The following is a 25,815-nucleotide window of genomic DNA, read 5'->3' as shown; positions in this document are numbered from 1 at the left end:
GTTCAGGGGCATGAGCGGGCTCGAGTTCTCCAGTCCCAGGGGCCGTTGGGTGTTGACGGCCACGATCCTCGGGTCCGGGATCGCCTCGATCGACGCGACCGTCGTCGGCATCGCCCTGCCGGCGATCGGTCGCTCGTTCGACACCGGGCTGCAGGTGCTGCAGTGGGTCGTCACCGCATACACGCTGACCCTGGCCGGGCTGCTGCTGCTCTCCGGCGCCCTCGGCGACCGCTACGGCCGGCGGCGGGTCTTCACGATCGGGGTCGTGTGGTTCGCGGCCGCGTCCGTCGTCTGCGGGATCGCGCCCGACGGCTGGACCCTGGTCGCCGCCCGGGCCCTGCAGGGTGTCGGCGCGGCCCTGCTCACGCCGGGCAGCCTGGCGATCCTGCAGGCGTCGTTCCGGGCCGAGGACCGCAGCAAGGCGATCGGCGCCTGGTCCGGCCTCGGCGGGGTCGCCACCGCGATCGGGCCGTTCCTCGGCGGCTGGCTCGTCGGCCTCGGCGAGGCGTCGTGGCGGCTCATCTTCGCCATCAACGTGCCGATCGCGGCGGCCGTCGTGCTCCTCACCTGGCGCCACGTCCCCGAGTCCCGCGACGAGGAGGCCAGCGGCCGCGTCGACCTGCTCTCCGGGGCGCTGGTCACGGCCGGGCTGATCGGCGTCACCTACGGCCTCATCGAGGGCCAGGCCCTGGGCTGGGCCAGCCTCCCCGTGCTCGGCGCGCTGGTCGCCGGGGCCGCGCTCATCGCGCTGTTCCTGTGGCGCCAGACCCGCCTCGAGCACCCGATGCTGCCGCTCGGCCTGTTCGCGTCGGCCCAGTTCACCTCGACGAACGTGGTCACGTTCATCATCTACGGCGCGCTCGGCGGTGCGCTGTTCCTGCTGCCGATCCAACTGCAGCAGGTCGCCGGGTACAGTCCGCTCGAAGCCGGTATCTCGCTGCTGCCCGTGACGATCGTGATGCTGCTGCTCTCGGCCCGCTCCGGAGCGCTCGCCGCGCGGATCGGGCCGCGGCTGCAGATGAGCGTCGGGCCGGTCGTCGCCGGGGCCGGGATGGCGCTGTACGCCCGCGTCGATGCCGGCGGTTCGTATGTGACCGAGGTCCTGCCGGCAGTACTGACGCTGGGTCTGGGGCTTTCGATAACGGTGGCCCCGCTGACCTCGACCGCGCTGTCGGCCGCCCCGGAGACCCACGCCGGGATGGCCTCGGCGGTGAACAACGACGTCGCCCGGGCCGCCGGGCTCATCGCCGTCGCGGTGCTGCCGGCCGCAGCGGGGATCACGAGCGCCGCCTACGCGGACCCGGCCCTGCTGTCGGCCGGCTTCCACCGGGCCGTGCTGATCTGCGCCCTGCTCTGTGTCGTGGCCGGCCTGCTGGCGGCCGTGACGATCCGCAACGACAAGCCGGTCGCGGTGCCGGACTTCGCGCACTGCGCGGTGTGCGAGCCGCCGGCCGCTACACCGGCTGCAGCTCCGGCTGGGGCGTCCCGGCCGGGGCCGGGGTCTTGATCCGGCGCAGGGTCACCAGCGCGATCGGCACGCCGACGGCGACCAGGGCCGCGGCCACGACCAGGGCGAACTGGTAGCCGGCCAGGAACTGGTGCAGCGGCGCGCCCGTGGCCGAGTGCTGGCGGTTGGACAGGATCGCGCCCAGGATCGTGATCCCGAGCAGGCCGAAGACCTCCCGCGACACGTTGAGCATGCCGGACGCGATCCCGGCCCGGGCCTGCGGCAGCGCGCTCAGGACCACGTTGTTGAGCGGGACGAGCAGGCCGCCGCCGAGGCCGAAGACCATGAACCAGGGCAGGAGGTCGGTGTACCCGGAGCCCTCACCGACCGTCGCCAGCCCGCCGACCCCGGCCGCCATGAGCGCCATCCCGGCCGCGACGATCGGCCCGGCCCCGAAGCGGGCCTCCAGACGCGGGGCGAGCGTCGCCATGACGGCCATGAGCAGCGCCATCGGGATGAACGCGGAGCCGGCCTCGGTCGGGGAGAAGCCGAGCACGTTCTGCAGGAAGATCGCGGTGAAGAAGTAGATCCCGAACACGCCGAACGCCCACAGGCCCATCGTGGCCAGGCCGCCGCTGAACACCCGCAGCCGGAAGAAGTTGAGGTCCACCATCGGGTGCTCGGTGCGCAGCTCGATCACGACGAAGCCGATCGCGGCGAACGCGGCCAGCGCGAACGACCCGAGGATGACGCCGGAGGTCCAGCCGCGCGACTCGCCCTCGATGAGCGCGAACGTCAGCGCGAACAGGGCCAGGGCACTCGTGGTCAGGCCGGGGATGTCCAGGCTGCGGTTGGCTTTTTTCGAGGAGGACGCGGGCAGCGACATGGCGGCGATGATCGCGGTGGCCAGGCCGATCGGGGCGTTGATGAGGAAGATCCAGCCCCAGGAGGCGTGCTGGCTGAGGTATCCGCCGGTCAGCGGCCCGATCGCGAGCGCGAGGGCGCCGACGCCGCCCCAGATGCCGATCGCCGCCCCGCGCTCCTTGGGGTCCGGGAACAGCTCGGTGAGCAGGGCGAGGGCGGTCGGTGTGAGCAGGGCCGCGCCGACGCCCTGCAGCGCCCGCGCCCCGATCAGCACCTCCTGGCTGCCGGCGAGGCCCGCGGCGACCGATGCCACCGTGAAGATGCCCAGGCCCAGGAAGAAGACGCGGCGCATGCCGAAGACGTCGGCGACCCGGCCACCGACCAGGAGCAGACCGGCGAAGACGAGGATGTACGCGCTCGCGATCCACTCGAGCCCCGAGATGCTCAGGTGCAGGTCGCTCTGGATCGACGGCAGCGCCACGTTGACGACGTTGTTGTCCAGGTAGGTCATGAAGGTGCCCAGGGCCACGGCGACCAGGGCCAGCCAGCGGTTTCTCATCTCTCAGATCCCCCTATACGCTGTACTTGTACGTCGTACATGTACGTTGTACAGGACATCCCATACGTTGTACAGTTGTCAAGTGCCGCCGAAGACCTCACTCACCCGCACCGCCGTGGCCGAGCGCGCGCTGCGCATCGGCGACCGCGAGGGCCTGGACGCGATCACCATCCGCCGGCTCGCGACCGAGCTCGGCGTCACCCCGATGGCGCTCTACTGGCACTTCAAGAACAAGGACGAACTGCTCCTCGGCCTCATCGACCACGTACTGGCCGACGTCCGGGCCGACCGGTCCGCTTCCGACCCCTGGCCCGACCAGCTCCGGGCGATGGTCGAGGCGCTCGTGCGGGCCATGCGCGCCCACCCGTGCCTGCCCGACCTGCTGCACGCGGCCGACAAGAAGAGCGTCGAAAGCTTCACCCGGGCCACCGACGACGCCCTCGGCCTGCTCGAACGGGCCGGCTTCGACCTCGAAGAGGGCTACTGGGTCGCCACCTACCTGCTCAACTCCGCGATCGGCCTGGTGCAGGGCCAGCCCGGCTGCCCGCCGCCGCAGGTGCCGCCGGACCAGATTGACGAGTGGCTGCGCACCCAGCGGATCCACCTGCAGAGCCTCTCCGCCGAGCGCTACCCGCAGATGGTCCGCCTGGCCGACACCTACCACACGCTGCCCGACCTCGACCGCTACTACGCGTTCGGCATTCAGTTGCTGATAGGCGCGGTGGAGAAAATGGCTGCGAGCCGCCCGGTAGCATCCTGAGCGTCCCTTTGTTTCTGTGTGGAAGGTGCGCCGCGGCATGCTCGACATCGAGTTGATTCGCAAGGACCGGGCCTCGGTCGAGGCCGGACTGTCCAAGAGGCTCGATCCGTCCGAGGTGTCCCGCGCGCTCAGTTCCATCGCCGAGCTGGACAAGCGCCGCCGCGAGCTGATCGGCGAGATCGACGCCGAGCGGGCCCGCCGCAAGGAGGAGGCCCGCGCGTTCGCCGCGGCCAAGGCGGCCGGCCAGGCCATCGAGACCACCCGCGACGCCAAGGCCGCGCTGCAGTCCCTCGAGGAGCAGCTGGCCGCCGCGCAGCGGGATCTCGACACGGCGATGAGCGAGCTGCCCAACCTCCCGGCCGACGACGTCGTCGGCGGCGGCAAGGAGGCCAACCAGGTCGTCCGCGTCTACGGCGAGGCCCCGAAGCTCGACAACCCGCGCGACCACGTGCAGCTGTCCAGCGAGCTCGGCCTGGTCGACTACGAGCGCGGCACCAAGCTCGGCGGCTCCGGCTCCTGGATCTACACCGGCTGGGGCGCCCGCCTCGAGTGGGCCCTGATCAACTGGTTCATCGACCGGCACTTCGCGGCCGGCTACCAGTTCATCCTCCCGCCGCACCTGCTGCTCGACTCGGCCGGCTACGCCGCGGGCCAGTTCCCGAAGTTCTACGACGAGGTCTTCCACATCGCCGCGGCCGAGGGCGAGCGCGGCCGGTTCCTGCTGCCCACGTCCGAGACCGCGATCCTGGGCGCGTTCCAGAACGAGATCTTCGAAACCGCGGACCTGCCCCATCGGGTGTACGCCTACACGCCCTGCTACCGCGACGAGCGGGCCGGCTCGCACTCCGACGAGCGCGGCACCGTGCGCGGCAACCAGTTCAACAAGGTGGAGATCTTCCAGTTCACCGCGCCCGAGGACGGCGAGAAGACCCTCGAGGAGATGGTCGACTACGCCGAGTCCATGGTCCTCGACCTGGGCCTGCACTTCCGCCGCTCGCTGCTGGCCGCGAAGGACGCCAGCGCCTCGATGCGCAAGACCCTGGACATCGAGGTGTGGATGCCGAGCATGGACAAGTACAAGGAGATCTCGTCGGTCTCCTGGGCCGGCGACTACCAGGCCCGCCGCGCCGGCATCCGCTACCGGGTCCCCGGCCAGAAGAACAACCGCTTCGTCCACACGCTCAACGGCTCCGCCCTGGCCACGAGCCGCCTGGTCCCGGCCATCCTGGAGCAGTTCCAGCAGCCCGACGGCTCGGTCCTGATCCCCGAGGTCCTGCGCGACAAGGTCGGCACGGACCGCATCACGAAGCCGTCGAAGCGCAAGTGAGCCTCGTCAGGGCGGCCCGGGCGACGGGCAGATAGGCCAGCACGAGGGGCGCGGGCCCGGCCACGACGAGCCGGGTCCGCGCCCCTCGCCCGTGCGCCTCGACGAGGTGCTCGAACCGCATCCGCACGCCGAGCACCGACACCGCCCACACCCACCGCCTGACCGGCCCGCCGCCGTCGACGTCGAGGATCCGGAACCGCACCCGCACCCCGCCCACCCCGTGGACGACCCCACCGGTCCCGGGCGTGATCACCTCGCCCGCGTAGTCGACCGACCGGATCTGCGGCGCCCACTCCGGCCACCGCCGCGGCCGCACATACCGATCCCACACCTCGTCGGCGCCGCAGGGCCCGTCCACCGCCGTGTCCCGTCGCATCGCCACTCGCTCAGTGTGCGGTGCCCGGAAAAAAAAAGTTCGACGTCCGGTGATCCGATCCGGGGGCGGGACGCGACAGTGTGGGCATGCGAGAGCTGTCCGGCCTGAGCGACCCGGCCCTGCTCGGCCTGGTGGCCGTGCGGGACGAGGCCGCCATCCGCGAGATCGTGGAGCGTCACTCGCCGTGGTTACTGCTGCGGCTGCTGCGCAAGACACCGGACCGGGACCTGGCCCACGAGGCGTTGCACGACACGTTCGTCGCCGTATGGCAGCACCCGCGCTCCTTCCGCGGCGACGGCGACGTCGGCGCGTGGCTGTGGGGCATCGCGATCCGGCAGCTGGTGAGCCGCCTGCGCAAGCGGGCGAATCCGACCCCGATCGCCGGCCTGGACCTCTCGGCGCTGTCGCCGACCGTGCGCAGCGCCGAGGACGAGCTGCTGGTCGCGGTCGAGCACGGCGCGGTCGGTGACGCGCTGCGCTCGCTGTCGCCCGAGCTGCGGCAGGTGCTGCAGGCGACGGTGGTCGACGGGCTCTCCACGAAGGAGGCGGCCCGGCTGCTCGGCATCCCGCAGGGCACGGTCAAGAGCCGCGTGCGGCTGGCGAAGGCGAAGCTGCGCGAGCACCTGATGAGCCGGGAGGCGTGCGCATGAGCGGCCATGGAGCGAAGCGGAGTGGTTGCTCATGCGTTGTCTCGTCCGGCTTTTCAGCGCCGAAGGCTGCGGAGGTTACAGCATGAGCTGGCACGTGGATGATCGGGTCTGGGTGGCATACGCCGGTGGGCGGCTCGACCCGGCCGCCGAGGCCTCGGTGGAGGCCCACGTCACCGGGTGCGCGCAGTGCCGGGCGGCGGCCCGCGGCCACGCGCCGGCCGGGACGGAGGAGACGATCTGGACGGCGGTGCGCGAGACGATCACCGCGCCCGCGCCGCCCGTCCTGGTCCGCCTCCTGCGGCGGCTGGGCGTCCGCGACGACGACCTCGTGCTGCTGTTCACCGCGGACTCCCTGCTGGTGCCCTGGGCGGCGGCGGTCGGCTTCGCGATCGCGTGCGCGATCCTGGTCGGATTCGCCGGCCTCGGCCCGGTGAACCGGGACGCGGTGTTCCTCGCGATGGCACCCCTGGCGCCGGTCCTCGCCGTCGTGGTCTCCTACGACGCGCTGGACCCGATCCGCGAGGTGACGGCACCGACCCCGTACAGCAAGCTCCGGCTCGCGCTGCTGCGCACAGCCGCAGCGCTGGTCGTGGCGCTGCCGGCGACGGCGGCGATCGGGCTCGTCGTACCCGGCCTGAACGACCTCGCGTTCGTCTGGCTCGCGCCGTCGCTCGGCCTGACGGTGGGGGCGCTGGTGCTGCTCACCTGGCTGGAGGCGCGGGTCACGGGCGCGCTGGTGGCCTCGCTGTGGGTGGGCACGGTCGTCGTCGTGCGCACGAACGACGCCGTCGGCGCGCTCACGGTGCCCGTCGTCCAGGCGGCGTTCGCGGTGGCCGGCTTCGCGCTGGCCGCGGTACTGATCCTGCGTACCTCGACGCTGCGGCTGCAGGGAGGCGAGCAATGAGTGTCGTCGCACACCTCGACGGGGTTTCCAAGGCCTATGGCCGCACGACCGTCGTACGGCCGATCTCGGTCGATCTCCGGCCCGGCATCATCGGCCTGCTCGGCCCCAACGGCGCCGGCAAGACCACGCTGCTGCGCCTGCTGTCCACGGCACTGCCGCCGAGTGCGGGCCGGATCACGATCGCCGGCTTCGACGTCACCGCATCGCACGCGAACCGCGTGGCGGCGCGCCGCCGGCTCGGCTACTGCCCGCAGGAGGTGACCTTCCCGCGCGGCATGACGGCGTTCGGGTTCGTCGACTACATCGCGGTGCTCAAGGAGTGGAAGGACGCCGGCGAGCGGCACCGGGAGGTGCGGCGGGTGCTCGACCTCGTCGACCTCGGCGACCGCACCGCGGTGAAGGTGTCGAAGCTGTCCGGCGGTCAACGCCGCCGTCTCGCCATCGCGCAGGCCCTCGTCGGCGCGCCCGACCTGCTCATCCTCGACGAGCCCACCACCGGGCTCGACCCCGAACAGCGCGCGTCCCTGCGTGGCCTGCTCTCCGGCCTCGCGGGAACGGTGCTCATCGCGACGCACCAGACCGAGGACGTCTCGGCCCTGTGCGACCGCGTGCTCGTCATCGACGCCGGAGTGATCCACTTCGACGGCACGGTGCCCGAGCTCCTGGCCACGGCAGCCGGCCGTGTCCACCTCGGACCGACCGCCGGCTCCGGCGCGGTCCAGTCCTGGAAGACCGGAACCGGGCTGGTCCGGTCCGTCGGGGGGCAGCCCGCTCCCGACTCCTTCGTCGTCGACCCCTCGGTCGAGGACGCGTACCTGCTGCTCCGCTCGGCGGAGCGCACGAGACAAGGAGTGCAGCCATGAGTGCGACAATCCCGGATGCGGGCTCGACCTTCGCCGTCCTGGCCGGCCAGGAGATCCGCAACTACCTGCGGGCGAAGCTCTTCTGGTTCGGAGCCGCCCTGACGCTCGCCGTCGACGTCGTGATGCTCGCCGGCGACGACCCGACGTCGAGCGGGTCCTACATGATCGCGCCCGCGGCCCTGCTGGGCGTCCTCGGCCTCGTCGTCATGTACGGGCTGACCCGCCGGTCCGACCACGCCGCGGCGGCGGCCGGGGCGGTCGCCGTCCCGGAGCGGACCCGGACCCTCGCCCTGGCCGCGGCCACCGTCGTGCCGCTCGCGATCGCGGTCGTGTCGTTCGTCGCCGCGGTCGTCACCTGGTATGTCCACCCGCCGGCGGCGTACGTCGTCCCGCCGGGCATCCCGAACGCCTTCGTGTTCGCCCAGATGGTCGGCGACGGCGTGCTGTGCGCCGTCGGCGGCCCGCTGCTCGGCCTGCTCCTGGCCCGGTACTTCCCCAAGCGCGGCATCTCCGCCGTCGCCTCCGTCCTCCTGGTGATCGTCACGATCCTCCTGCAGGGCGGCCTGGTCGCGGGCGGGCAGCCGTACCGGGTGTTCTGGTTCTGGACGTACTTCCTCACCCAGTCCGCCGCGGGCGGGCCGGGGGAGCACCACTTCACCACCAACCCCGGCAATCCGTTCCTGTGGGTGCTCTACCTCGTGACGGTGTGCGCCATCGGCGTCGTCGTCGCCGTCCGCCACGACCCCGAGTCCGACCGGTCGCGGCTCGGGAAGGCGGCGATCGGCCTGGCCGTCGTCGGGGTCGCGCTCGGGGTGCTGACCATGACGGCCGGCTACACCGGGAGCGTCGTCAACCCCGCCGTCTGCACGAGCTGCTGATGCTGCGGCACGCCGCCAGGGCGGTTCCGTGGGGGCGGGTCACCCTGGCGGCGGGCCTCGTCGTGGTCCTCATGGAGCTGGTCCGCTGGAACCCGTGGGTGCTGTGGCCGCTGGAGGGCACGGCCGTCGGGCTGCTCGCCGGCGCGGCCGCGTGGTGCTTCGACGAGACGGCCATGGCGGTCGTCGACCCGGCGCCGCGCGGGCTCGCCTGGCGGACCGCGGCCCGCAGCCCCGCCGTCGCGCTGCTCGTCCTCGTCTGGGCGTTCGGCGTCGCCCGGGTCGGTGACGGCGCCGCGTTCGGCCACGCCGGGGCCGTCCTCGTCCAGGGGCTCGCCGCGGTCGCGACGGGCGCCGCCGTCGCCTGCTGGCGCCGCGCCCGGGGCGAGGCCTCGCCGGGCCTGCTGTTCGCGGCCGCCGTGGTCCCGGCGGCGACGGCCTGGGCGCTCGTCCGGCCGCTCGAGGACCACGTGGCCGTCTTCCCCTACGCCACGACCACCCCGCGCGGCTGGCACCTGAGCACGGCCGGCTGGGCGGCGGCCGGCGCCCTGGCCGCCCTGCTCCTCGTCGCGGCGCTGGCCGACGCCCCGTGGTGGCACCTGCACCGCTCGCCGCGCGCCAGCCGATCCTAGGCCGACTCCTGGAACAGCTCCGCGATCTGCAGCATCCGCGGGTCGGCGGTGAGCTGCTCCAAGGTCAGCGGGAGCGGGATGCGCCAGTTGGGGTACTGCTCCGAGGTCCCCGGCAGGTTGGGCTGGCGGGGCTCACCCAGCACGTCGTACGGGGATGCCAGCAGGATCCGGCACGGCGTGCGGGTCAGGAGCCGGTGCATGGCCACGACCAGTTCCGCGTCGGTGCTCTCGGCGGTGGCGAGGCCCTCGGCGACCAGCAGGTCCAGCAGCGCGGCGCGGTCGGCCGCGGCGGCGGCCTCCTCCTGCTCCACCGGCCGGGTCAGCACCCCGATGCCGGCCCGGACCCGGACGTGTTCGCCGGTGAGGAAGCCGGTCGCGGTCGGCAGGTCGTGAGTGGAGATGCTGGCCATCGCGTTCGCGGGCCACTGCGTCGGCGGGATGAACTTGCCGTCGTCGTCGCGGGTGAACCACAGTACCGCCGAGCCTAGGATGTTGCGTTCCTGCAGTGTCTCGGTGACGACCGGCTCGACGGTGCCGAGGTCCTCGCCGACCACGACGGCGCCGGCCCGGACGGCCTCCTCGATCAGGACGCCGAGCATCGCCTCCGGGTCGTAGTGGACGTAGGCGCCGTGGGTCGCGCCCTGGCCTGGCGGGATCCACCACAGGCGCCACAGGCCGGCCACGTGGTCGACGCGCAGGCCGCCGGCGTGGGCGAAGATGCCGCGGAGCAGGTCGCGGTAGGCGGCGTAGCCGGTCGCGGCGAGCCGGTCCGGGCTCCACGTGGCCAGGCCCCAGTCCTGACCCTGCTGGTTGAACGCGTCCGGCGGGGCGCCGACCTTGGCGCCCTGGGCGATGACGTCCTGCAGGGTCCAGGCGTCGGCGCCGCCGGGGTCGATGCCGACGGCGAGGTCGTGCACGATGCCGACGGCCATGCCCGCGGCGGCGGCGTTGGCCGCTTCGAGCTGTTCGGCGCAGCGCTGCTGGAGCCAGACGTGGAACCGGACCCGCGCCGGGTCGGCGGCCTCGTAGGCGGCCGGGCCGGGGTGGCGCAGCTCCTCGGGCCACGTCCGCCAGTCGACGCCGTGCACTTCGGCGAGCGCGGTGTAGGTCGCGAAATCGCGCAGCGCAGGCGACATTTCGGAAATGTCGGAAATGTCGTCCGGGGCCAGCCGCTCCAGCGCCGCCCGCTTCGCGCGCCAGACAGCGTCGTAGCCGATGAGGTCGGCCGAGGGCGGCCGGAGCGCGTCGACCTGCGCCTGCGTGGACGAGGACTTGTACTCGGGGAGGTCCTCGATGCGCAGGTACAGAGGATTCACGAAGCGCCGCGACGAGGGGGAGTACGGCGACGACGGCATCGGGTCGACCGGCGCGACGGCGTGCAGCGGGTTGACCAGGACCGCCCCGGCCCCGGTGAGCGCGGCCCAGCGGGCGAACGCGGCCAGGTCGGCGAAGTCGCCCACGCCCCAGGAGCCGGCCGAGCGGACCCCGTACAGCTGCAGCATCCAGCCCCACGTGCGCGGCACTTCCGGGAGGGAGACCCCGGCGGTGACCGGCGCGGGCGCGGCGGTCCGGGGCTCCAGGAGGGCCATCACCGAGCGGACGTCCGCGGGGTCGATGTCGACGCGCCGGTGACCGGCGGTCTCGTACCAGGTGGCGACGCCACGGGCGGCGGCCAGCGCTTCCAGCGAGAGCGACTCATCAGACACGCGCCAAGTCTTACCCCAACCGGAGGATCACGAAGCGGATACGGCCGGCACCTGATCGCGTATCACCAGACTGGGTACGGACCCGGCGCCGACCAGTTGTAACGCCTGCCGCACGCCCCGGCCGCAGCGCACGACGGTGTGGCGGTGCGGGCGGGAGGCGGCGAACCGGACGATGTGCCCGGCCCCGGCGGCGTCGACGAACGACAGGTCGCTGGCGTCGAGCAGGACGACCGTGTCGGACCCGGCGACGAGTTCGAGGATGGACGGCAGCGACTCGGTGTTGGAGGCGTCCAGTTCGCCGGTGAGCCGCAGGTGCGAGCCCCAGCCGCCGAGCGTGAAGCCGAGCAGGGGGCCGGGGTGGACGGCGCCGATGCGGGCGAGGAGTTCCTTGCCGAAGCGCCGCCGGTCGTAGAGGCACAGGCCGGTGACGCGGGGGTCGCCGAAGAAGCGGTTGACCTGGTGCTCGTAGGCGAACAGGTCGGTCGGGGTCCACGCGGGGCGGTCGGTCCACGTCATCTGGCCGGCGAGGGAGATCGCGGGCCAGCCGGCCCGGAGCGTGTCGTCGGCGAGCCGCTGCAGCAGGGCCAGCATGTCGGCCACGCCGAACAGCGCGCCGCCGAAGGAACCACTTTGACCGGTGCCGTAGCGGAGCAGGCTGAGCTGGCCGGGGGCGGCACCGGTTACATCGGTGGTGACCTGCCGGGCCAGCGCGGCCGAGTCCGTGTCCAGGAAGATCACCACGCGGTGACCGGCGCTGACTGCGCGTTGCGCGAACTCCGTAAGAACCTCACGAATGTGGTCGTCGCTTGAGTAAGACAGCGTGACGTGTTGGCCGAACAACGCCGCCCCAAGCTCCCGCACGGGGAACACATTACGACGTGAATGACCGGGTCGTGAACGCCGTGAGCGTGAATCCCGGACTTGCTCTACTCAACCCGTCGGCGCGTCATTACTCACCCCAGGGTCGGGCATTTCCTAAGACCAACTCCTACAGCCAACTACAACCTCGGCGCGTCGTCGGCCTTGTCGTCGGCGAGCGCCGCCGGGCCGATGATCAGCGGGTCGGGCGCGCTGACCACGTCCGGGTCCTTGCCCTCGTAGTCGAACCGGCTCAGCACGTGGCGCATCGCCTCGAGCCGGGCGCGCTTCTTGTCGTTGCTCTTCACGACCGTCCACGGCGCGTCGGCGGTGTCGGTGTAGAAGAACATCGCCTCCTTGGCCTCGGTGTAGTCGTCCCATTTATCCAGCGAGGCGAGGTCCATCGGCGACAGTTTCCACTGCCGGACCGGGTCCACCTGGCGGATCAGGAACCGGGTCCGCTGCTCGTTGCGCGAGACCGAGAACCAGAACTTGACCAGCCGAATGCCGGAGCGGACGAGCATGCGCTCCAGCTCCGGGGCCTGGCGCATGAACTCCAGATATTCCGCCCGGCTGGCGAAGCCCATGACCCGCTCCACGCCGGCCCGGTTATACCAGGACCGGTCGAACAGGACCATCTCCCCGGCCGCCGGGAGGTGCCGGACGTACCGCTGGAAGTACCACTGCGTCGACTCCCGCTCGCTGGGCTTCTCCAGGGCCACGACCCGGGCGCCGCGGGGGTTGAGGTGCTCCATGAAGCGCTTGATCGTGCCGCCCTTGCCGGCCGCGTCGCGCCCCTCGAAGAGCAGCACGAGGCGGTCGCCCCGGTCCTTGATCGTGTTCTGCAGCTTGAGCAGCTCGATCTGCAGCAGGCGCTTGGTGCGGTCGTACTCGTCGCGGGTCATCCGCTCGTCGTAGGGGTAGTCCTCCCGCCACGTGTCGACCGGCTGGCCGTCCTTGCGCAGCAGCACCGGGTCGTCATCGTCGTCGTCCTCGACCAGGTAGTCGTCGAGCGAGAGTTCCGTCATCCCTCGGTGGTACCCCAAACCCCGGCGGAGCACCACTGCCAAGGTCTGAACAGCCGACAAATGATCATCACTGGTACCCGCGGATCTCCTTGAACGCCGCCGGGAGTGTTCCGGTGCGGGCGTCGAAGCTGCGCCCGCCGGTCAGGTCCGCGATCTGCTGCATCTCGCCGACGTTGCCCTCGCCGAACAGGATCGTGAAGACCGGGACCTTGGCCAGCTGCGGCAGCCGCGCCTTGAACGCGTCGAGCCGGGCGCCCGCGGTGACCTCGCCGTCCGTGAGCAGCACGATCGACGTGAACCGGTCGGGGTCCTCCTTGGCCAGGGCCGCGGCCTGGTCGTAGGCGACGAACAGCGCGTCGTAGATCGCGGTGTCCCCGTTGACCTTGAGCCCGCCGGCGTAGCCGCGGATCTGGTCCAGCGCCGGCTGGAAGTTGTCTTGGGGGACGTCGAACCGGGTCACCGCGCCGGGCTTGGTGCTGAACGGGACCATGAGCACCTGCTCGCGCCCGTTGAACCGGCTGAACTGCCCGGACAGGCTCGTATCGACGCCGGTCAGGCCGATCAGCGCGTTCTTGAGGCCCTCGATCCGCTCGTTCTTCATCGACCCCGACAGATCCAGCACGTAGATGGTCCGGGCCGGCTTGCGCAGATCGTCACCGAACGCCCCGATGAGCGCGTTGGCCGCCTCCAGCTTGCCGGGGAACGGCAACTCCGGCAGCCCGGCCCCGCCTTGAGGACCAAACGCCGGAGCCAGAGCGATATTTGGTACTGCCGGTCGGCGCCACGTCCGACCCATGATCTCGGTCTGCACGCTCGGCCGGCGCAGGTAGTCGGTCACGGCGGCGTAATTGGTCTTCGTCTGCTCCGGTACGCCCGACAGCAGCGTCAGCGGGTAGTCAGCGGTGACGACGCCGTCGGACGGGTACACCAGCGAAAGTTTTTCCGGCAGTTTGCCCGAGGCGTTGAGCGACAGGAGCACCGACTCGTAGTTGATGAGCCCGTCGACCGCCTGGGCGTTGCGCTCCGTGGCGTTCTTGGCGAACGCGTCGGCCAGCCAGCCCGACGAGCCCGCGGTGAGGTTCTGGCCCTTGAAGAACGTCTGCAGGCGCGGGGTCAGCGGGGCGATCTGGTCGGCGGTGAGCGCGGCACCGGTGCCGGCCAGGGCGGCGGCGACCCCGACGAGCGCGGAGAAGCCGGAGTTGGAGCTGGCCGGGTTGGTCATGCCGTAGCTGAACTTGTGCTCGCCGGCGGCGACCGCGATCTCGGACCAGGACGGGCGGTGCTCGGCCCAGCCGAGCTGCTTGGCGACGGACTCGCGCAGGCCCAGCACGACCGGCGACGTCGCGATCTTGGTCGAGGTGCCGATCTTGCCACCGGCGTCGGGGTGCAGCTGGAGGTACCGGTTGCTGGCGAACCAGATCGCGTCGTAGCTCTTGGCGGCGTTGCCCGACACGACGTTCTCGACACCGTCGAGGGTGCCGGTGGCCTGCAGCTTCACCTCGACCCCGGTGGCCGCCCGCACGCCGTCGAGGATCGGCTGCAGGTCGGCGAGCTCGCTGGAGGCGAGCACCCGCAGGGTCCCGGAGCCGCGCAGGTACGGGCCCTCGCCGGTGGCCTTCGGCGTCGGCGGCGGCTGGGTGCAGGCCGCCGTGAGCAGGACCGCCGCCGCCAGGACCGCCGCGCCGAGCCGCCGCCTGGGCTTCATGACATCTTCTCCTCGAGGGACTTGAGCAGGGCCTGCTGGGACTGGAAGTCGGGGTCGGCCAGGGCGCCGTCGACGGTCTTCGGCAGCGCCGCGTCGCCGGGGCGGACCTTGTCCAGGACCGGCCCGCTCAGCGATGCGTCGGCGGTGCGGAACCCGTGCTTGGCCGCGAGCCGCTGCAGCTCGGGGTCGCCGGCCAGGAGCTTCGCGACCGTGACGCCGTTGTCGCTGAGCGGCACGATGGTGTGCCGGCACATGACGGTCGGCGTGGGGTACAGCAGCGTCTCCTGGCCCTTGAACCCCACGTTGACCGCCTGGTCGACGAATTGGGCCTCGTAGACCAGGACCATCGGGGCCGAGTTGCCGCCGGTGCGCAGGTAGGCCTCGAACGGCTCCTCGCTGGTGCTGTCCACGGCGCCCTGGTCAGTGAAGAGCTTCGCGATCGCGCCGATGTTGCCGCCGGTGGCCTGGTTGAGCAGGTACGCGAACATCGCCGCCGAGTTGGAGTCGGCCGGGCGGGCCGTGGCGACCAGCACGTTCTGCGCGACCGGGCGGGTGGTGTTGCCGGGGATGTCGGTCCATTTGAGGTTGCGCTGGTTGGCGTCGGCGAGGGCCTTGAGGTCCAGCCGCCAGACCCGGTCGGCGGGGTCGCGCGCGGCCAGCTTGGCGACCTGCAGCAGGTCGACGATCTGGCTGAACGTGGCGATGGCCAGGGGTGAGGAGAACACGACGACGTCGTCGCCGGCGGCGTGGGCGTGGGCCCGGATCTCGGCGGCGGCGGCCCGGCTGCTCGGGAAGGCGAAGTCGTAGCCGGGCGTGCGGGTCGGCATCTGCCGGGACCCGGCCTGGTCGGCCCGCACGGACCAGCCGTGCTTGGCCAGGGCCTGCTTGACCGCGGGGTCGTTGAAGTAGGCGAGCTTCTCGGACCCGACGAGTGCCTTGAGCTCCGTGGTGCCGCCCGCACGGCCGATGTCGGCGCGGCCGAGCAGCCACCCGCCGACGGCGCCGAAGATCGCCAGTACGACCACCAGGATGATCAGGGGCCTGATCCGATTCACGGCCCCGATTGTGCGCCATGCCGGCAATCATCGGCAGTCAATACCCTGTTCAGACCGCGTTCATGTGGTCCACTGTGGACTGTGAATCGATTGTGGTCGGTCCGCCCGCATGTTGGGCGTCTCCGTCCATTACGTGAGAACGGTGATCTGCCGGATTTCCGACGGAACTCCGCCTGCGTATCGGCCGGCTCACCGTGCGTCCACCCGAATGCCGGTTCTGCGGAGAATGCGTCGCCCGAACGGCTCATGATCTTGCCCGACTGGCTGACCGGGGCCCTGAATCCGCTGCCCTCGATGTCATACTTGCCCGCGATCAGGGCACTTCCCGATTTTCGGCGCTCGGAAGGTAGCGGTGACAGGCAAGCATCAGGCGGGTTCACGCACGCTCGGTGCGCTCATGCGCGGGCTGGTGCTCCTGCTCGCCGTCGGCCTCGTCGCCGCCGCCGGCTGGTATGTGCTGCGCGACGACGCGGGTGGCACCGACGGCTCCGACTGCCCGTCCACCCTGCGCGTGGTGACCGCCTCGTCGTTCTCCACCGTCGTCTCCGCCGCCGGCCGCGAGCTGCGGGCCGAACCCGACTGCATCCTGCTCGACGTCACCACCGCCGACGGGCGCCCCGCGGCCGGGCAGGTCGCCCAGCTCGGCGCCGACGTGTGGATGCCCGACGACGCCGCCTGGGCCACCGCCGCCCCGCCGGGCCTGCTCGTCCCCACCGACAAGGACGGCGCCGCCAAGCGCGACACCAGCGCCGGGACGACCTTGGCCACCTCGCCGATCTTCATGGTCACCGACGGCCCGACCGCGGAGAAGATCAAGGACAAGGGCGGCGGCTGGCTGGCCCTGGCCAACCTCCTCGACGCCAAGACCCCGGGCGTGCGCATGGTGGTCCGCGACCCGGCCCTGTCCGGCGACGGCCTCGTCGCCGCCGGCGCCGTGGGTGAGGCGGTCTGGATGAAGGAGGGCATGGACTCGTCGTCGCTGACCCTCAACAACGCGATGGCGGTGACCCGGACCGTCAACCACGACCTGGCCGCCACCCCCAACGAGCCCGGCGAGGTCGGCCTGGTCCCTGAGTACGCCCTGCTGCCGATCATGGAGCTGGCCCAGAGCCGCGTCTACATCGCCGGTGCGGACAACACGGCCCTCATGCGCTACAGCTGGCTCCCCACCGCCGCCGCGGCCGCCGACCCGAAACGCGCCGCCGCGCTCAAACGCCTCCTGGCCGCGTTCGGCACCACCCAGGTCCGCCAGGCCATCAACGCCGCCGGTCTGCGCGGCCCCGGCCAGACCCGCCCCCCGTTCGAGGGCGGCTCCGCACTACCGGAGCCGACCGCCGAGCCGTTCGCCGTCCTGGCCGCCCACCACGTGCAGCACGTCTTCGCCACCTGGGACGCCGAGGACCGCCGCGGCAACCTGCTCATCGCCGTCGACATGACCGGCACGGGCCCCGGCGGCACCCCCGGCGCGACGACCGCAGCGGGCGGCAAGCAGTCAGCCCTGGAGACGCTGAAGGCCGGCTGCCGGGCGGTCGGCGACCTGATGCCGGTAGGTTCAAGGTTGGGATTGTGGGAGATCGGCCCCGGCCAGCCCGGCGGCTACCGCAAACTCCTCCCCACCGACCGCCTCGACGACACGTCAAGGGCCGCCTTCACAAGGTCGGTCAACACGCTGAACACCCACAAGCCGGGCGCCGGCCTCCTGGACACAATCGTCGCCGCCTACCAATCAGTCCGCGACGACTGGCACGACGACATGCTCAACCAGATCTTCATCCTCACCGACGACGCCAACAAGGACAGCGCCGACGCCCAAGCAGTAGCCACAATGGTAGAGACGCTCAAGGCATTGCAAGACTCCGAGCGCCCAGTAACAATCAGCGTCGTGGTGTTGGCAAAAAAGGACGCCGCCGACCGATTGAAGTCCGCCCTGCAGCCCTTAGGCGCCTACGTAGACAACGCCTCCAGCTCGGACGACGTGCAGGCAGCATTCATCCACGTAGTAGCCGGCGGCCTACACGAATAACACGAACAGCAAGCCAAATGCAATTCCGCCCGCATATTCTTCCCCTCCTTTATTCTTCTCCTCCTTTATCCACCCAAGGCCCGTTACCACCGAATGACGACCACGACGGACCCGCCAGCCAATTCACGGACCGCAACCAACAAACCGCAACCAAATTACGGTCGCGCCCACGCCAATCCGGTAGTTCCCATCGGCCGAGCGCACATCGCGGTGCCCCTCCAGCCGGGCGACCCCGCCCCGCACCCGCCGCACCCGCCCCACCCGAACCCCAACGCACCGACGCGAGGGCGCAGTAGTCTCCGGCTCAGCGACACAAGCGTCTGCGGCGGGCACCGGCTCCTCGACCCGCACCGGCTCCTCGACCTGCACCAGCGGCTCAGCGGGCTCGGGCGCATCGGCGAGCTGCGCCAAGCGAGCCGCCCGAGCCGCGAGCCACTCTTCCTCGGTGGCCGGCACGTTGTCGCCATAGGTCCGGCGGAGCTTGGCCTGGTGCCGCTGTTCGAGTCCCCAGTCGCGTTGCGCTTTGTGCTCGCGCCGGAATTTCTCCACTATCGGGCTGTATTTCCGCGACCGGGTCCGATCGCGCATTTTCGCCACTTCGCCTTGGCTGAGAAGACCTATCTGCCCCCGCATGCATTGATTATTTCAAACCTGGATATCATGTGCATCTGTCGCTATTTCAGATGGCGTACACGCCCTTCCTGACCCGCTTGGAGGGGCACCGCAATGTGAGCTCGGCCGATGGGAACTACCGGATTAGCGTGGTTACGACCGTAGTTTGGGTGCGGTTTGTTGGTTGCGGTTCGTGGATTATCCGGCGGGTCCGTCGTGGTCGTCTTTCGGTGGTAGCGGGCCGTGGCGCCTTCGGCGGTAAAGAATTTTTTTTACAGGTTTACGTTGCCGCATAGGTGGACTTCTACGCCTAGGGTGGCCAGCATCGCGGCCTTCACTTGGAGGGCCTTGTCGGCGGTTTCGGGGTCTGGGGCGTAGGCGACGTTCAAGTGGTTCGCCTTGTGCCTGGCCATGAACTGGTCCCTGGTCACGCCGTGCAGGACTGCGTGCATGATGGGCCAAGCGGGGGTGGTGGCCTTGGAGCGGCGGTCCGACTCCTCGGGGGGTAGTGCTACGGCGGTTGAACGGCCCAGGTCGGCGTGGAGTTGGCCGGCCTGGACGAAGACTCGGCTCCAGACGACCTCGCCGGGCTTGCAGATGCCCTTGATCGTCGAGCCGCCCAGGGGAAAGTAGACCGGGTCCTGGCGCCAGCCTTCCGCCTCCGCGTATCCGGTGGCGAAGTGGCTGGCCGGGACCGAGCCCGAGATCTCCCAGACCCACACGAACTGCCCGTCATATTGTTCGCCCCAGCGGACGTCGTGCAGCGTCGTCGCCGGGTCGAGGCCCATCGCGGTCCAGATGCGGTTGGTGACGAGCGCGTCCACGGCCACGCCCTCGTCGGCCTCGTTGAAGTGGGGGAGCGGGACGCCGTCCCACAGGACGCGGCGGCCGTCGCGGGTTGTGACCGGGGGGCGGTCGGCGTTGTTGAGCAGGCCCTCGGCGAGGTCGGAGGCGGGGCAGATGTCCTTCAAACCCTGCTGATACTGGATGCCGACCGCGTCGAGGCCGAAGTCGTCGCTGATGCGCAGGGCCGCGACGTACATCTTGTACTGCCACCGTAGCTGCGCCTCGGTGAGCTCCGTCGCCTCGTCGGTGCCGAGCCGGAATGTCATGCCCTTCGCGACCAGCCACGCCCCGACCGCGTCGGCCTCGGCGTCCGGGACGCGCTGCATCTCGGCCCACAGGGCGCTCTGCGACAGCCGCTCCTTGTAGATGCCGATCGGGTTGAGCAGCTCGTCGTCGATGATGGCGTTGTACATGCCCATGCAGCCCTCGTCGAACACGCCGATGATGGCCTTGTCGGCGAGGAGCTGCGCGGCCAGGGCCCGGCCGAGCCGCGTCTCCGGATCGTCCGGCAGGGCCGGCAGGTCGCGTACGTGCGACACGTCGTGCCGCACCGTGCCGGTGGTGACCCAGGAGCGCAGGCCGGCCCTGAACCAGTCGTCGGTGAAGTCGACCGACCAGAGCGTGGAGTATTCGACGCCCATCTTCGCCATGCCGGCGTTCACCCCGAGCAGCCCGACCAGGCCCGGCCAGTCGCCGGCGAAGTTGGCGACCGTCAGGATCGGGCCGCGGTGGGTGCGCAGGCCGGCCAGGATGTGGTGGGAGTACTGCCAGACCGCCTCGGCCACGACCAGCGGCGCGTCCGGCGGGATGGTCTTGAACACTTCCAGGCCCATCCGCTGGCTGTCGATGAAGCCTTCGTGCGCCCGGTGCACGGACCAGCCCAGTTCGGCGAACGCGGCGGTGACGTCGGCCTCCATCCGCTGCTGGGTCGGCCAGCCGGCGCGGTTCGCGGCCGGGCGCAGGTCGCCGCTGGCGACGAGGTACACGGTGTCGGGCTCGGCGGCCGGGCGGGTGGGGGCGGCGGGGAGGGTGTAGGTGCTCATCAGGGTCCTCCGGGAGATGTCACGCGTGCGGCCGCTGGCGGGCCGCGAGCGTGTGGGCGATGGTGCGGGTGGCCGGGTAGAGGTCGCGGTAGAGCGCGTAGCGGTCGTCATACCCGGTCCGTTCGGAAGGGACCGGCTCGACGACCTCGGCGGGCGGGTTCCAGGCATCGATGTCGCACGGCTCGACAGCACAGGCCGCGAGGAATGCGGCCCCGTAGGCGGCCCCGGTCGTCACCCGCGGCACGACCTGCGCCAGGCCGGTGACGGCGGAGACGATCCGGGTCCACAGCCCGCCCTTGGTGCCGCCGCCGACCGCGACGACCCGCCGGATGCCGGCACCCGCGTCCCGCAGCGCCGAGATGTTGTGCCGGACCCCGAACGCGGTCGCTTCGAGCGCGGCCCGGTACAGGTCGCCCCGGGTGTGCGACAGCGTCAGCCCGGCGATCACACCGCGGGCGTCCGGGTCCATGATCGGCGTGCGCTCCCCGGCCAGGTACGGCAGCATCAGCAGCCCGCGCGCCCCGGGCCCGGACGCCTCGGCCTCGGCGAGGAGCTCGGGATAGCCGGCGCCGGTGAGGTCGCGCAGCCAGGCGGTCACGGCGCCGGACGTGGCCATCCCGCCCGCGAGGTTGCGGGTGCCCGGGAACGCACCGACCGTTCCCCACATCACGGGGCTGGTCAGGGGCCGTTCGACGGTCGCGATGAGGAACATCGTGGTGCCGTACATGAGCATCAGGTCGCCGGGTCGCTGCGCACCGACGCTCACGGCCTCAGTCCAGGCGTCGATCGTCCCGGTGATCACGGGCGTCCCGGCCGGGATGCCGGCGATGGCCCGCCCGGTGGTCCCGGTGACGTCCCCGGGCCACCGCAGCGGCGGCAGCTCCAGCCGCGGCGCGATCAGCGTGGCCCATTCGCGGTGCCAGGCCAGCGCGTGGGTGTCGAACATGGGCGTGCACTGGCTGGCCGAGTGAAAGTCAAGAGCATAGGAGCCCGTCAATTGGTACCCGAGCCACGACGCCGGCATGAAGAGTTGCCGCGCGGCGGCGAACACCGCCGGTTCGTGCTCGGCGAGCCAGGCGAGCTTCGGCCCCACCGCCTGCGTCGAGAGCTCGGAGCCGCAGCGCTCCCGGATGGCGCCGGGTCCGCCGAGCCGCTCGGTGAGGGCCGCGATCTGGTCGGTGGCGCGGGTGTCGACGCCGTAGAGGATCGCCGGGCGCAGCACAGTGCCGTCGCCGTCGGTCAGCAGGACGCAGGGCCCCATGCCGCTGACCCCGACCGCGTCGACGGTGACGCCGGCGGTGAGTTCCTCGGCGAGGGAGACGAATTCGTCCCACCAGACATGCGCGTCCATCTCGACGTGGCCCGGCTGCGGGCGCTGGACGGTGTGCTCGCGGACCGCGCCGCGCAGCACGGTGCCGTCCGCGTCGACGAGCACGCCCTTGCTGCTGGCAGTACCAATGTCGACTCCGAAGAAAAGGCTCATTGCTGCTCCCTGGTCCGCAGCACCACAGTCTTCGCCGGACCCGCGTCGCCGTCGATGCGTTCGAGCAGGAGGGCGGCGGCGGCCTCGCCCAGTTCGCGGGCCGGGACGTCGACGACCCGAATGCCGCGGCGGCCGAACGACGCGAACGGCAGGTCGCCGAAGACCGCGAGGCCGAACCCGGGCGGGGCCAGGCCGGCGTCGTGCAGCGCGTCGAGGGCCCCGGCCGCCATGAGGTTGTTGGCGACGACCGCGGCGTCGGGCGGCACGGGCAGCGCGAGCAGCTCGGCCATCGCCTGCCGGCCGCCGTCGACCCGGTAGTCGGCGTAGCGCAGCAGCTCCTCGAGGTAGGCGTCGCCGCCGTGCCGGGCCGCCGCCTGCCGCCAGCCGGCCATCCGCAGCTGCGCGGTCTCGACCGAGCTGGGCCCGGTGATGCAGGCGACCCGGGTGAAGCCGGCCGCGAACAGCGACTCGGCCGCGGACCGGCCACCGGCCCGGTTGTCGACGGTGACCGCGTCGATGTCGGCCCGGGCCAGGCTCCGGTCGACGGCGACGACGGGCCGCCGGTGCGCGACGAGGCGGCTCACGTCGCTGGCGTCGTCGGCCGGGGCCAGGATCACGCCGGCCATGTGCTCGGCGAGGGCGATGTCGATGTAGGTCGCCTCCCGGTCGGGGTCCTCATCGGTGTTGCACAGCACGACCGAGAATCCCGCGGCCCGGGCCCGGTTCTCGACCCCGCGGGCCAGGGCGGTGAAGAACGGGTTCTCGATGTCGGGAATGATCAGCCCGATCACCGCCGACCGCTGCCCGCGCAGCCGCCGGGCGGTCCGGTTGGGGGTGAACGCCAGCTCGGCCGCGGCCGCCCGGACGAGCCGCTCGGACTCGGGTGAGACCTTGGCCCCGTTCATGACCCGGCTGACGGTGGCGGGCGAGACCCCGGCCCGGGCCGCCACCTCGTAGATCGTCACCACGTCCGGAAACCCTCGAGCAGGGACCGGCGCAGCAGTTCGAGCCGCCGCGCCTCGGTGGCGACGCTGCGGTCGGCCTCGGGTTCGAAGAGCTCGAACGCGTGCACGCCCCCGGGCACCAGCTCGAACACCGTCGGCACCCCGGCGGCGGCGAGGCGGTGCGCGTAGCCGGCGTCCTCGTCGCGGAACAGGTCGCGTGAGCCGGTGTCGATGTAGGTGGGCGGCAGCCCCCGCAGGTCGGTCGCCCGGGCGGGCGCGGCGTAGGCATCGGCCACGCCGTCGCCGAGGTAGGCGGCCCAGGCGACGTCGGCCAGGCGCCGGTTCCACACGGGGGCGTCGGCGTTCTCCCGCGCGCTCGGCGTCTCGTGCCGGTCGTCGAGCATCGGGTAGTAGAGGTGCGCGGCCGCGATCGCCGGGCCGTGCTCGTCCCGGTTCAGCAGGCACAGCGCCGCCGCGAGTCCGGCCCCGGCGCTGCGGCCGGCGACGACGACGCGCTCGAACCGGTTGGCGCACCATGCCAGGGCCGTGCGGCAGTCGCGCAGGGGCGCCGGGTGCGGGTGCTCGGGTGCCAGGCGATAGTCGACCGCCACGACCGCAGCGCTGAGCCGGGCCGCGAGGTCGGCACAGAACGCGTCTTCGTACTCGGCCGCTCCGAGCACCATGCCGCCGCCGTGGATCCACAGGACGCAGGCGTCTCCGGCGCCGTGCAACCGCACGGGCACGCCCTCGACCGTGATGACCGTCGGAGCCCGCACGGGCAGTGGTGGCGGGCTCTGCGCACGGAGGCGGTCGTCGATCCCGCGGACGACGGCGACGTCCAGGGGGCCGTCCGGGAGGTGGTCGGTGAGGGACTCGCGGATCATCGGGTCGCCTGCAGGGCGTCGATCTCGGCCAGCAGGGCGGCGGTCTGACGGGACGCGATCGTCAGCAGCAGCGGGGCGACGGCGAAGGCGAGGACCCCGGCGGAGGCGGCCGCGGCGAACAACGCGATGACCGTCAGCGCGGTGAGGGTGAGGGCCCAGGCGGGGCGGTACGCGGCGAGGATGACCCCGCCGCGCAGCGCCGCCAGGCCGCGCTTGCCTCGAACCGCACCGTATGCGAGCGCGTTGGGCCCGACGAGCAGGACGGCCGCGGCCGGCACGACACCCCAGGGGGCGAGCAGGGCCAGACCGGCGGCCGAGAGCAGCAGGGCGAGAACAGGGTCCACCCGGCGCAACGCCGGCAGCGAAGGTCCGTCGCCGTCGGCGATCGGGGCGGTGAACGACGCCAGGCCGGTCAGTGCGAGCGCCACCGGCAGAACGGCGATGGCAGCCAGTGCCCGGGGCGCGCCGGCGAGCAGCGCGGCCGCGAGGGGGACGGCGGAGGCGACGGTGACGGCGCCGGCGGCCAGGGTGCGGGGCAGCTCGTGCCAGCACGCGGTGGCGCCGGACCAGGTCAGGGCCGGGAGGGTGGTGGTTTCCATTTACAGCTTCAATCCGCTTGAGGCGATCGATTGCACGATGTAGCGCTGGGCCACGATGAACACGACCAGGACCGGGACGATGGCCATGGCGATGCCGGCCGCGATGGTGCCGAGGGAGCCGGTGGAGAACCGGCCCGCGAGGAGCACCAGGCCCACCGGGAGGGTCTGCCGGTCGGTGTCACTGATCATGACGAGCGGCAGCAGGAGGTCGTTCCACCAGTACGTGAAGCACAGGATGCCCAGCGTCGCGATCGACGGGCCGGACAGCGGCAGGATGACCCGCACGAAGGTCCGCACGTGCCCGGCGCCGTCCAGCTTCGCGGCCTCCTCCAGCTCGAAGGGCAGCGCGAGGAAGTGCTGGCGGAGCAGGAAGATGCCGAACGCGCTGAAGATGCCGGGCAGGATCAGCGCCCACAGCGTGTTGGTCAGCTGCAGCTTCGACATGACCAGGAACAGCGGCACGATCGTCACCTGGATCGGGATCATCAGCGAGCCGATGACGACCGCGAACAGGATGCCCTTGCCGCGGAACTTGAGCCGGGCGAACGCGTAGCCGGCGGTCGAGCAGGTGATGAGCTGCGCGACGGTGATCGTGGTGGACACGACGATCGAGTTGAGGAAGAACCGGAAGTACGGCACCTGGTCGGTGACCTTGCCGAAGTTCGCGCCGGTCACGTTGTCCGGGTCGAACGACGGCGGCAGCCGGTAGAGCTCGGCGTCCGAGGCCGAGAACGCACCCCGGAAGATCCACAGGAACGGCGCGGTGATGGCGATGGCGGCGACGATCAGGATCAGGAACGTCGCGACGCGCGCGGCGATGCGGCTCAATCGTAGAACGTCCATCTTCTGGAGAGCCGGAACTGGATCGCCGTGAGGACGATCAGGACCAGCATGAACGTGATACCGATGGCGGAGGCGTAGCCGAGGTCGAAGTCGCCGAACGCGCGGTCATAGAGGTACTCCACGATGGTGCGGCTGGCATCGCCCGGCCCGCCCTGGGTCAGGACCCGCGGCTCGGCGAAGATCTGGAACGAGTTGATGGTGTTGATGACGACCAGGAAGAAGATGGTCGGCGACAGCATCGGGAACGTGATGCGCCAGAATCGGGTCCAGGCGTTGGCGCCGTCGACGATCGCGGCCTCCTTCAGCTGGTCCGGGATGGCCTGCAGGCCGGCGATGTAGACCAGGATCGAGAAGCCGATCGTCTTCCAGGAGTTGACCAGGATGACCGAGATCGGGGCGAACGCCGACGAGCCGAGCCAGTCGATCCGGTCGACGCCGAGCAGCCCGAGGGTGTAGTTGACCAGGCCGAGGTCCTTGTTGAGCAGGAACCGCCAGATCAGCGCGACGGCCGAGGCCGACACGACGAACGGGAACAGGAACGACAGCCGGAAGAAGCCGCGCACCCACCTGGGCATCCGGGTCTCCAGCAGGACGGCCAGGAGCAGGCCGACCACCACGTTCACGGCCAGGATGACCAGGGCCATGTAGGCGGTGGAGCCGTACACCCCGAGCAGTCGCTCGTCGTGGACGAGGCGGTCGAAGTTGTCGAGGCCGACGAACTCGCCGTCGCTGAGCAGGTTCCAGTCGTAGAAGCTCAGGTACAGCACGCCCGCCGTCGGGGCGAACACGAAGACCAGGAAGGTGACGATCGACGGGGACAGAAAGCCCAGGGCCGCGAGCCCGTCCCGGCGCCGCCTGGGGGGAGCCCCCCGGCCGGGGTCGGCGAGGACCGCGGCCGGAGGGGTGCTGCTGGTTGTCATGAGGTCAGC

At 71.3% G+C, this 25,815-nt stretch carries 24 protein-coding genes; 9 read left to right on the top strand and 15 right to left on the bottom strand.

The annotated features are described in order from the left end of the window. The first annotated feature begins 10 nt into the window (after positions 1–10). Entirely contained in the window at positions 11–1,507 is a 1,497-nt protein-coding gene (locus tag ACIA8L_RS23890) for a DHA2 family efflux MFS transporter permease subunit (protein ID WP_395907998.1), read from the top strand. Here ACIA8L_RS23890 and ACIA8L_RS23885 read toward each other — a convergent pair. Continuing rightward, positions 1,455–2,870: a DHA2 family efflux MFS transporter permease subunit gene (locus ACIA8L_RS23885; RefSeq protein ID WP_395907997.1), complete on the bottom strand. Its 1,416-nt coding sequence runs from the start codon at positions 2,868–2,870 to the stop codon at positions 1,455–1,457. The two genes, ACIA8L_RS23890 and ACIA8L_RS23885, sit on opposite strands and share 53 nt — an antisense overlap. A gap of 82 nt (positions 2,871–2,952) precedes the next feature. Between ACIA8L_RS23885 and ACIA8L_RS23880 the strand changes: the two genes are divergently transcribed. Further along, entirely contained in the window at positions 2,953–3,630 is a 678-nt protein-coding gene (locus ACIA8L_RS23880; RefSeq protein ID WP_395907995.1) for a TetR/AcrR family transcriptional regulator, read from the top strand. A 37-nt stretch (positions 3,631–3,667) separates the two neighbouring features. Then, positions 3,668–4,957, top strand: coding sequence for a serine--tRNA ligase (gene serS, locus ACIA8L_RS23875; RefSeq protein WP_395907993.1), 1,290 nt, complete (start codon positions 3,668–3,670; stop codon positions 4,955–4,957). Here the strand turns inward: serS and ACIA8L_RS23870 are convergent. Next, a complete protein-coding gene (locus ACIA8L_RS23870) occupies positions 4,932–5,333 on the bottom strand; it encodes an SRPBCC family protein (RefSeq protein WP_395907991.1) in 402 nt (133 codons plus the stop codon). The two genes, serS and ACIA8L_RS23870, sit on opposite strands and share 26 nt — an antisense overlap. An 86-nt stretch (positions 5,334–5,419) precedes the next feature. Between ACIA8L_RS23870 and ACIA8L_RS23865 the strand changes: the two genes are divergently transcribed. The 5 genes from ACIA8L_RS23865 (at position 5,420) to ACIA8L_RS23845 (ending at position 9,257) form a co-directional block, all read left to right on the top strand. After that, on the top strand, positions 5,420–5,983 hold the full coding sequence (locus tag ACIA8L_RS23865; protein WP_395907989.1) for an RNA polymerase sigma factor: 564 nt from the start codon (positions 5,420–5,422) through the stop codon (positions 5,981–5,983). A gap of 82 nt (positions 5,984–6,065) precedes the next feature. Beyond that, on the top strand, positions 6,066–6,887 hold the full coding sequence (locus ACIA8L_RS23860; RefSeq protein WP_395907987.1) for a zf-HC2 domain-containing protein: 822 nt from the start codon (positions 6,066–6,068) through the stop codon (positions 6,885–6,887). Next, positions 6,884–7,750, top strand: coding sequence for an ABC transporter ATP-binding protein (locus tag ACIA8L_RS23855; RefSeq protein WP_395907985.1), 867 nt, complete (start codon positions 6,884–6,886; stop codon positions 7,748–7,750). Before ACIA8L_RS23860 ends, ACIA8L_RS23855 begins: the two co-directional genes overlap by 4 nt. Beyond that, a complete protein-coding gene (locus ACIA8L_RS23850) occupies positions 7,747–8,628 on the top strand; it encodes a hypothetical protein (RefSeq protein WP_395907983.1) in 882 nt (293 codons plus the stop codon). The genes ACIA8L_RS23855 and ACIA8L_RS23850 overlap by 4 nt, the downstream gene beginning before the upstream one ends. Then, positions 8,628–9,257, top strand: a complete 630-nt coding sequence (locus ACIA8L_RS23845) for a hypothetical protein (RefSeq protein WP_395907981.1) — start codon at positions 8,628–8,630, stop codon at positions 9,255–9,257. The genes ACIA8L_RS23850 and ACIA8L_RS23845 overlap by 1 nt, the downstream gene beginning before the upstream one ends. Here ACIA8L_RS23845 and malQ read toward each other — a convergent pair. The 5 genes from malQ to ACIA8L_RS23820 form a co-directional block, all read right to left on the bottom strand. Next, positions 9,254–10,963 (bottom strand): 4-alpha-glucanotransferase, encoded by a 1,710-nt coding sequence (gene malQ, locus ACIA8L_RS23840; protein ID WP_395907979.1) that lies wholly within the window; start codon positions 10,961–10,963, stop codon positions 9,254–9,256. The two genes, ACIA8L_RS23845 and malQ, sit on opposite strands and share 4 nt — an antisense overlap. A gap of 27 nt (positions 10,964–10,990) precedes the next feature. Then, positions 10,991–11,824, bottom strand: a complete 834-nt coding sequence (locus ACIA8L_RS23835) for an MEDS domain-containing protein (protein ID WP_395907977.1) — start codon at positions 11,822–11,824, stop codon at positions 10,991–10,993. 137 nt (positions 11,825–11,961) lie between these two features. Further along, the gene (gene ppk2, locus ACIA8L_RS23830) at positions 11,962–12,849 is read right to left on the bottom strand and encodes a polyphosphate kinase 2 (protein WP_395907976.1); all 888 of its coding nucleotides are present in this window, start codon (positions 12,847–12,849) and stop codon (positions 11,962–11,964) included. Between the two features lie 67 nt (positions 12,850–12,916). Further along, on the bottom strand, positions 12,917–14,554 hold the full coding sequence (locus ACIA8L_RS23825) for a VWA domain-containing protein (protein WP_395907974.1): 1,638 nt from the start codon (positions 14,552–14,554) through the stop codon (positions 12,917–12,919). Then, a complete protein-coding gene (locus ACIA8L_RS23820) occupies positions 14,551–15,609 on the bottom strand; it encodes a hypothetical protein (protein WP_395907972.1) in 1,059 nt (352 codons plus the stop codon). The genes ACIA8L_RS23825 and ACIA8L_RS23820 overlap by 4 nt, the downstream gene beginning before the upstream one ends. 352 nt (positions 15,610–15,961) lie before the next feature. Here ACIA8L_RS23820 and ACIA8L_RS23815 point away from each other — a divergent pair, with 352 nt between their 5' ends. Continuing rightward, a complete protein-coding gene (locus tag ACIA8L_RS23815; RefSeq protein ID WP_395907970.1) occupies positions 15,962–17,632 on the top strand; it encodes a substrate-binding domain-containing protein in 1,671 nt (556 codons plus the stop codon). A 123-nt stretch (positions 17,633–17,755) separates the two neighbouring features. Here ACIA8L_RS23815 and ACIA8L_RS23810 read toward each other — a convergent pair whose 3' ends face one another. The 8 genes from ACIA8L_RS23810 to ACIA8L_RS23775 form a co-directional block, all read right to left on the bottom strand. Then, positions 17,756–18,181 (bottom strand): hypothetical protein, encoded by a 426-nt coding sequence (locus ACIA8L_RS23810; RefSeq protein ID WP_395907969.1) that lies wholly within the window; start codon positions 18,179–18,181, stop codon positions 17,756–17,758. A 335-nt stretch (positions 18,182–18,516) separates the two neighbouring features. Continuing rightward, the gene (locus ACIA8L_RS23805; RefSeq protein ID WP_395907967.1) at positions 18,517–20,133 is read right to left on the bottom strand and encodes a fucose isomerase; all 1,617 of its coding nucleotides are present in this window, start codon (positions 20,131–20,133) and stop codon (positions 18,517–18,519) included. A gap of 19 nt (positions 20,134–20,152) precedes the next feature. Then, a complete protein-coding gene (locus ACIA8L_RS23800) occupies positions 20,153–21,616 on the bottom strand; it encodes an FGGY-family carbohydrate kinase (protein WP_395907965.1) in 1,464 nt (487 codons plus the stop codon). Continuing rightward, complete coding sequence (locus ACIA8L_RS23795; RefSeq protein ID WP_395907963.1) at positions 21,613–22,584, bottom strand: LacI family DNA-binding transcriptional regulator; 972 nt, start codon at positions 22,582–22,584, stop codon at positions 21,613–21,615. Before ACIA8L_RS23795 ends, ACIA8L_RS23800 begins: the two co-directional genes overlap by 4 nt. Then, positions 22,578–23,444, bottom strand: coding sequence for an alpha/beta hydrolase (locus ACIA8L_RS23790; RefSeq protein ID WP_395907961.1), 867 nt, complete (start codon positions 23,442–23,444; stop codon positions 22,578–22,580). The genes ACIA8L_RS23795 and ACIA8L_RS23790 overlap by 7 nt, the downstream gene beginning before the upstream one ends. Next, positions 23,441–24,043, bottom strand: coding sequence for a hypothetical protein (locus ACIA8L_RS23785; protein WP_395907959.1), 603 nt, complete (start codon positions 24,041–24,043; stop codon positions 23,441–23,443). The genes ACIA8L_RS23790 and ACIA8L_RS23785 overlap by 4 nt, the downstream gene beginning before the upstream one ends. Next, positions 24,044–24,871: a carbohydrate ABC transporter permease gene (locus ACIA8L_RS23780; protein ID WP_395907958.1), complete on the bottom strand. Its 828-nt coding sequence runs from the start codon at positions 24,869–24,871 to the stop codon at positions 24,044–24,046. It abuts the gene before it with no gap. Continuing rightward, complete coding sequence (locus tag ACIA8L_RS23775) at positions 24,868–25,806, bottom strand: carbohydrate ABC transporter permease (RefSeq protein ID WP_395907956.1); 939 nt, start codon at positions 25,804–25,806, stop codon at positions 24,868–24,870. The genes ACIA8L_RS23780 and ACIA8L_RS23775 overlap by 4 nt, the downstream gene beginning before the upstream one ends. Positions 25,807–25,815: the final 9 nt, after the last annotated feature.

It is taken from the genome of Dactylosporangium sp. NPDC051541, from assembly GCF_044454505.1.
Taxonomy (GTDB): Bacteria; Actinomycetota; Actinomycetes; order Mycobacteriales; family Micromonosporaceae; genus Dactylosporangium.
Note: the sequence above shows the minus strand (reverse complement) of the source record. Positions and strands in the feature narration are given on the sequence as shown.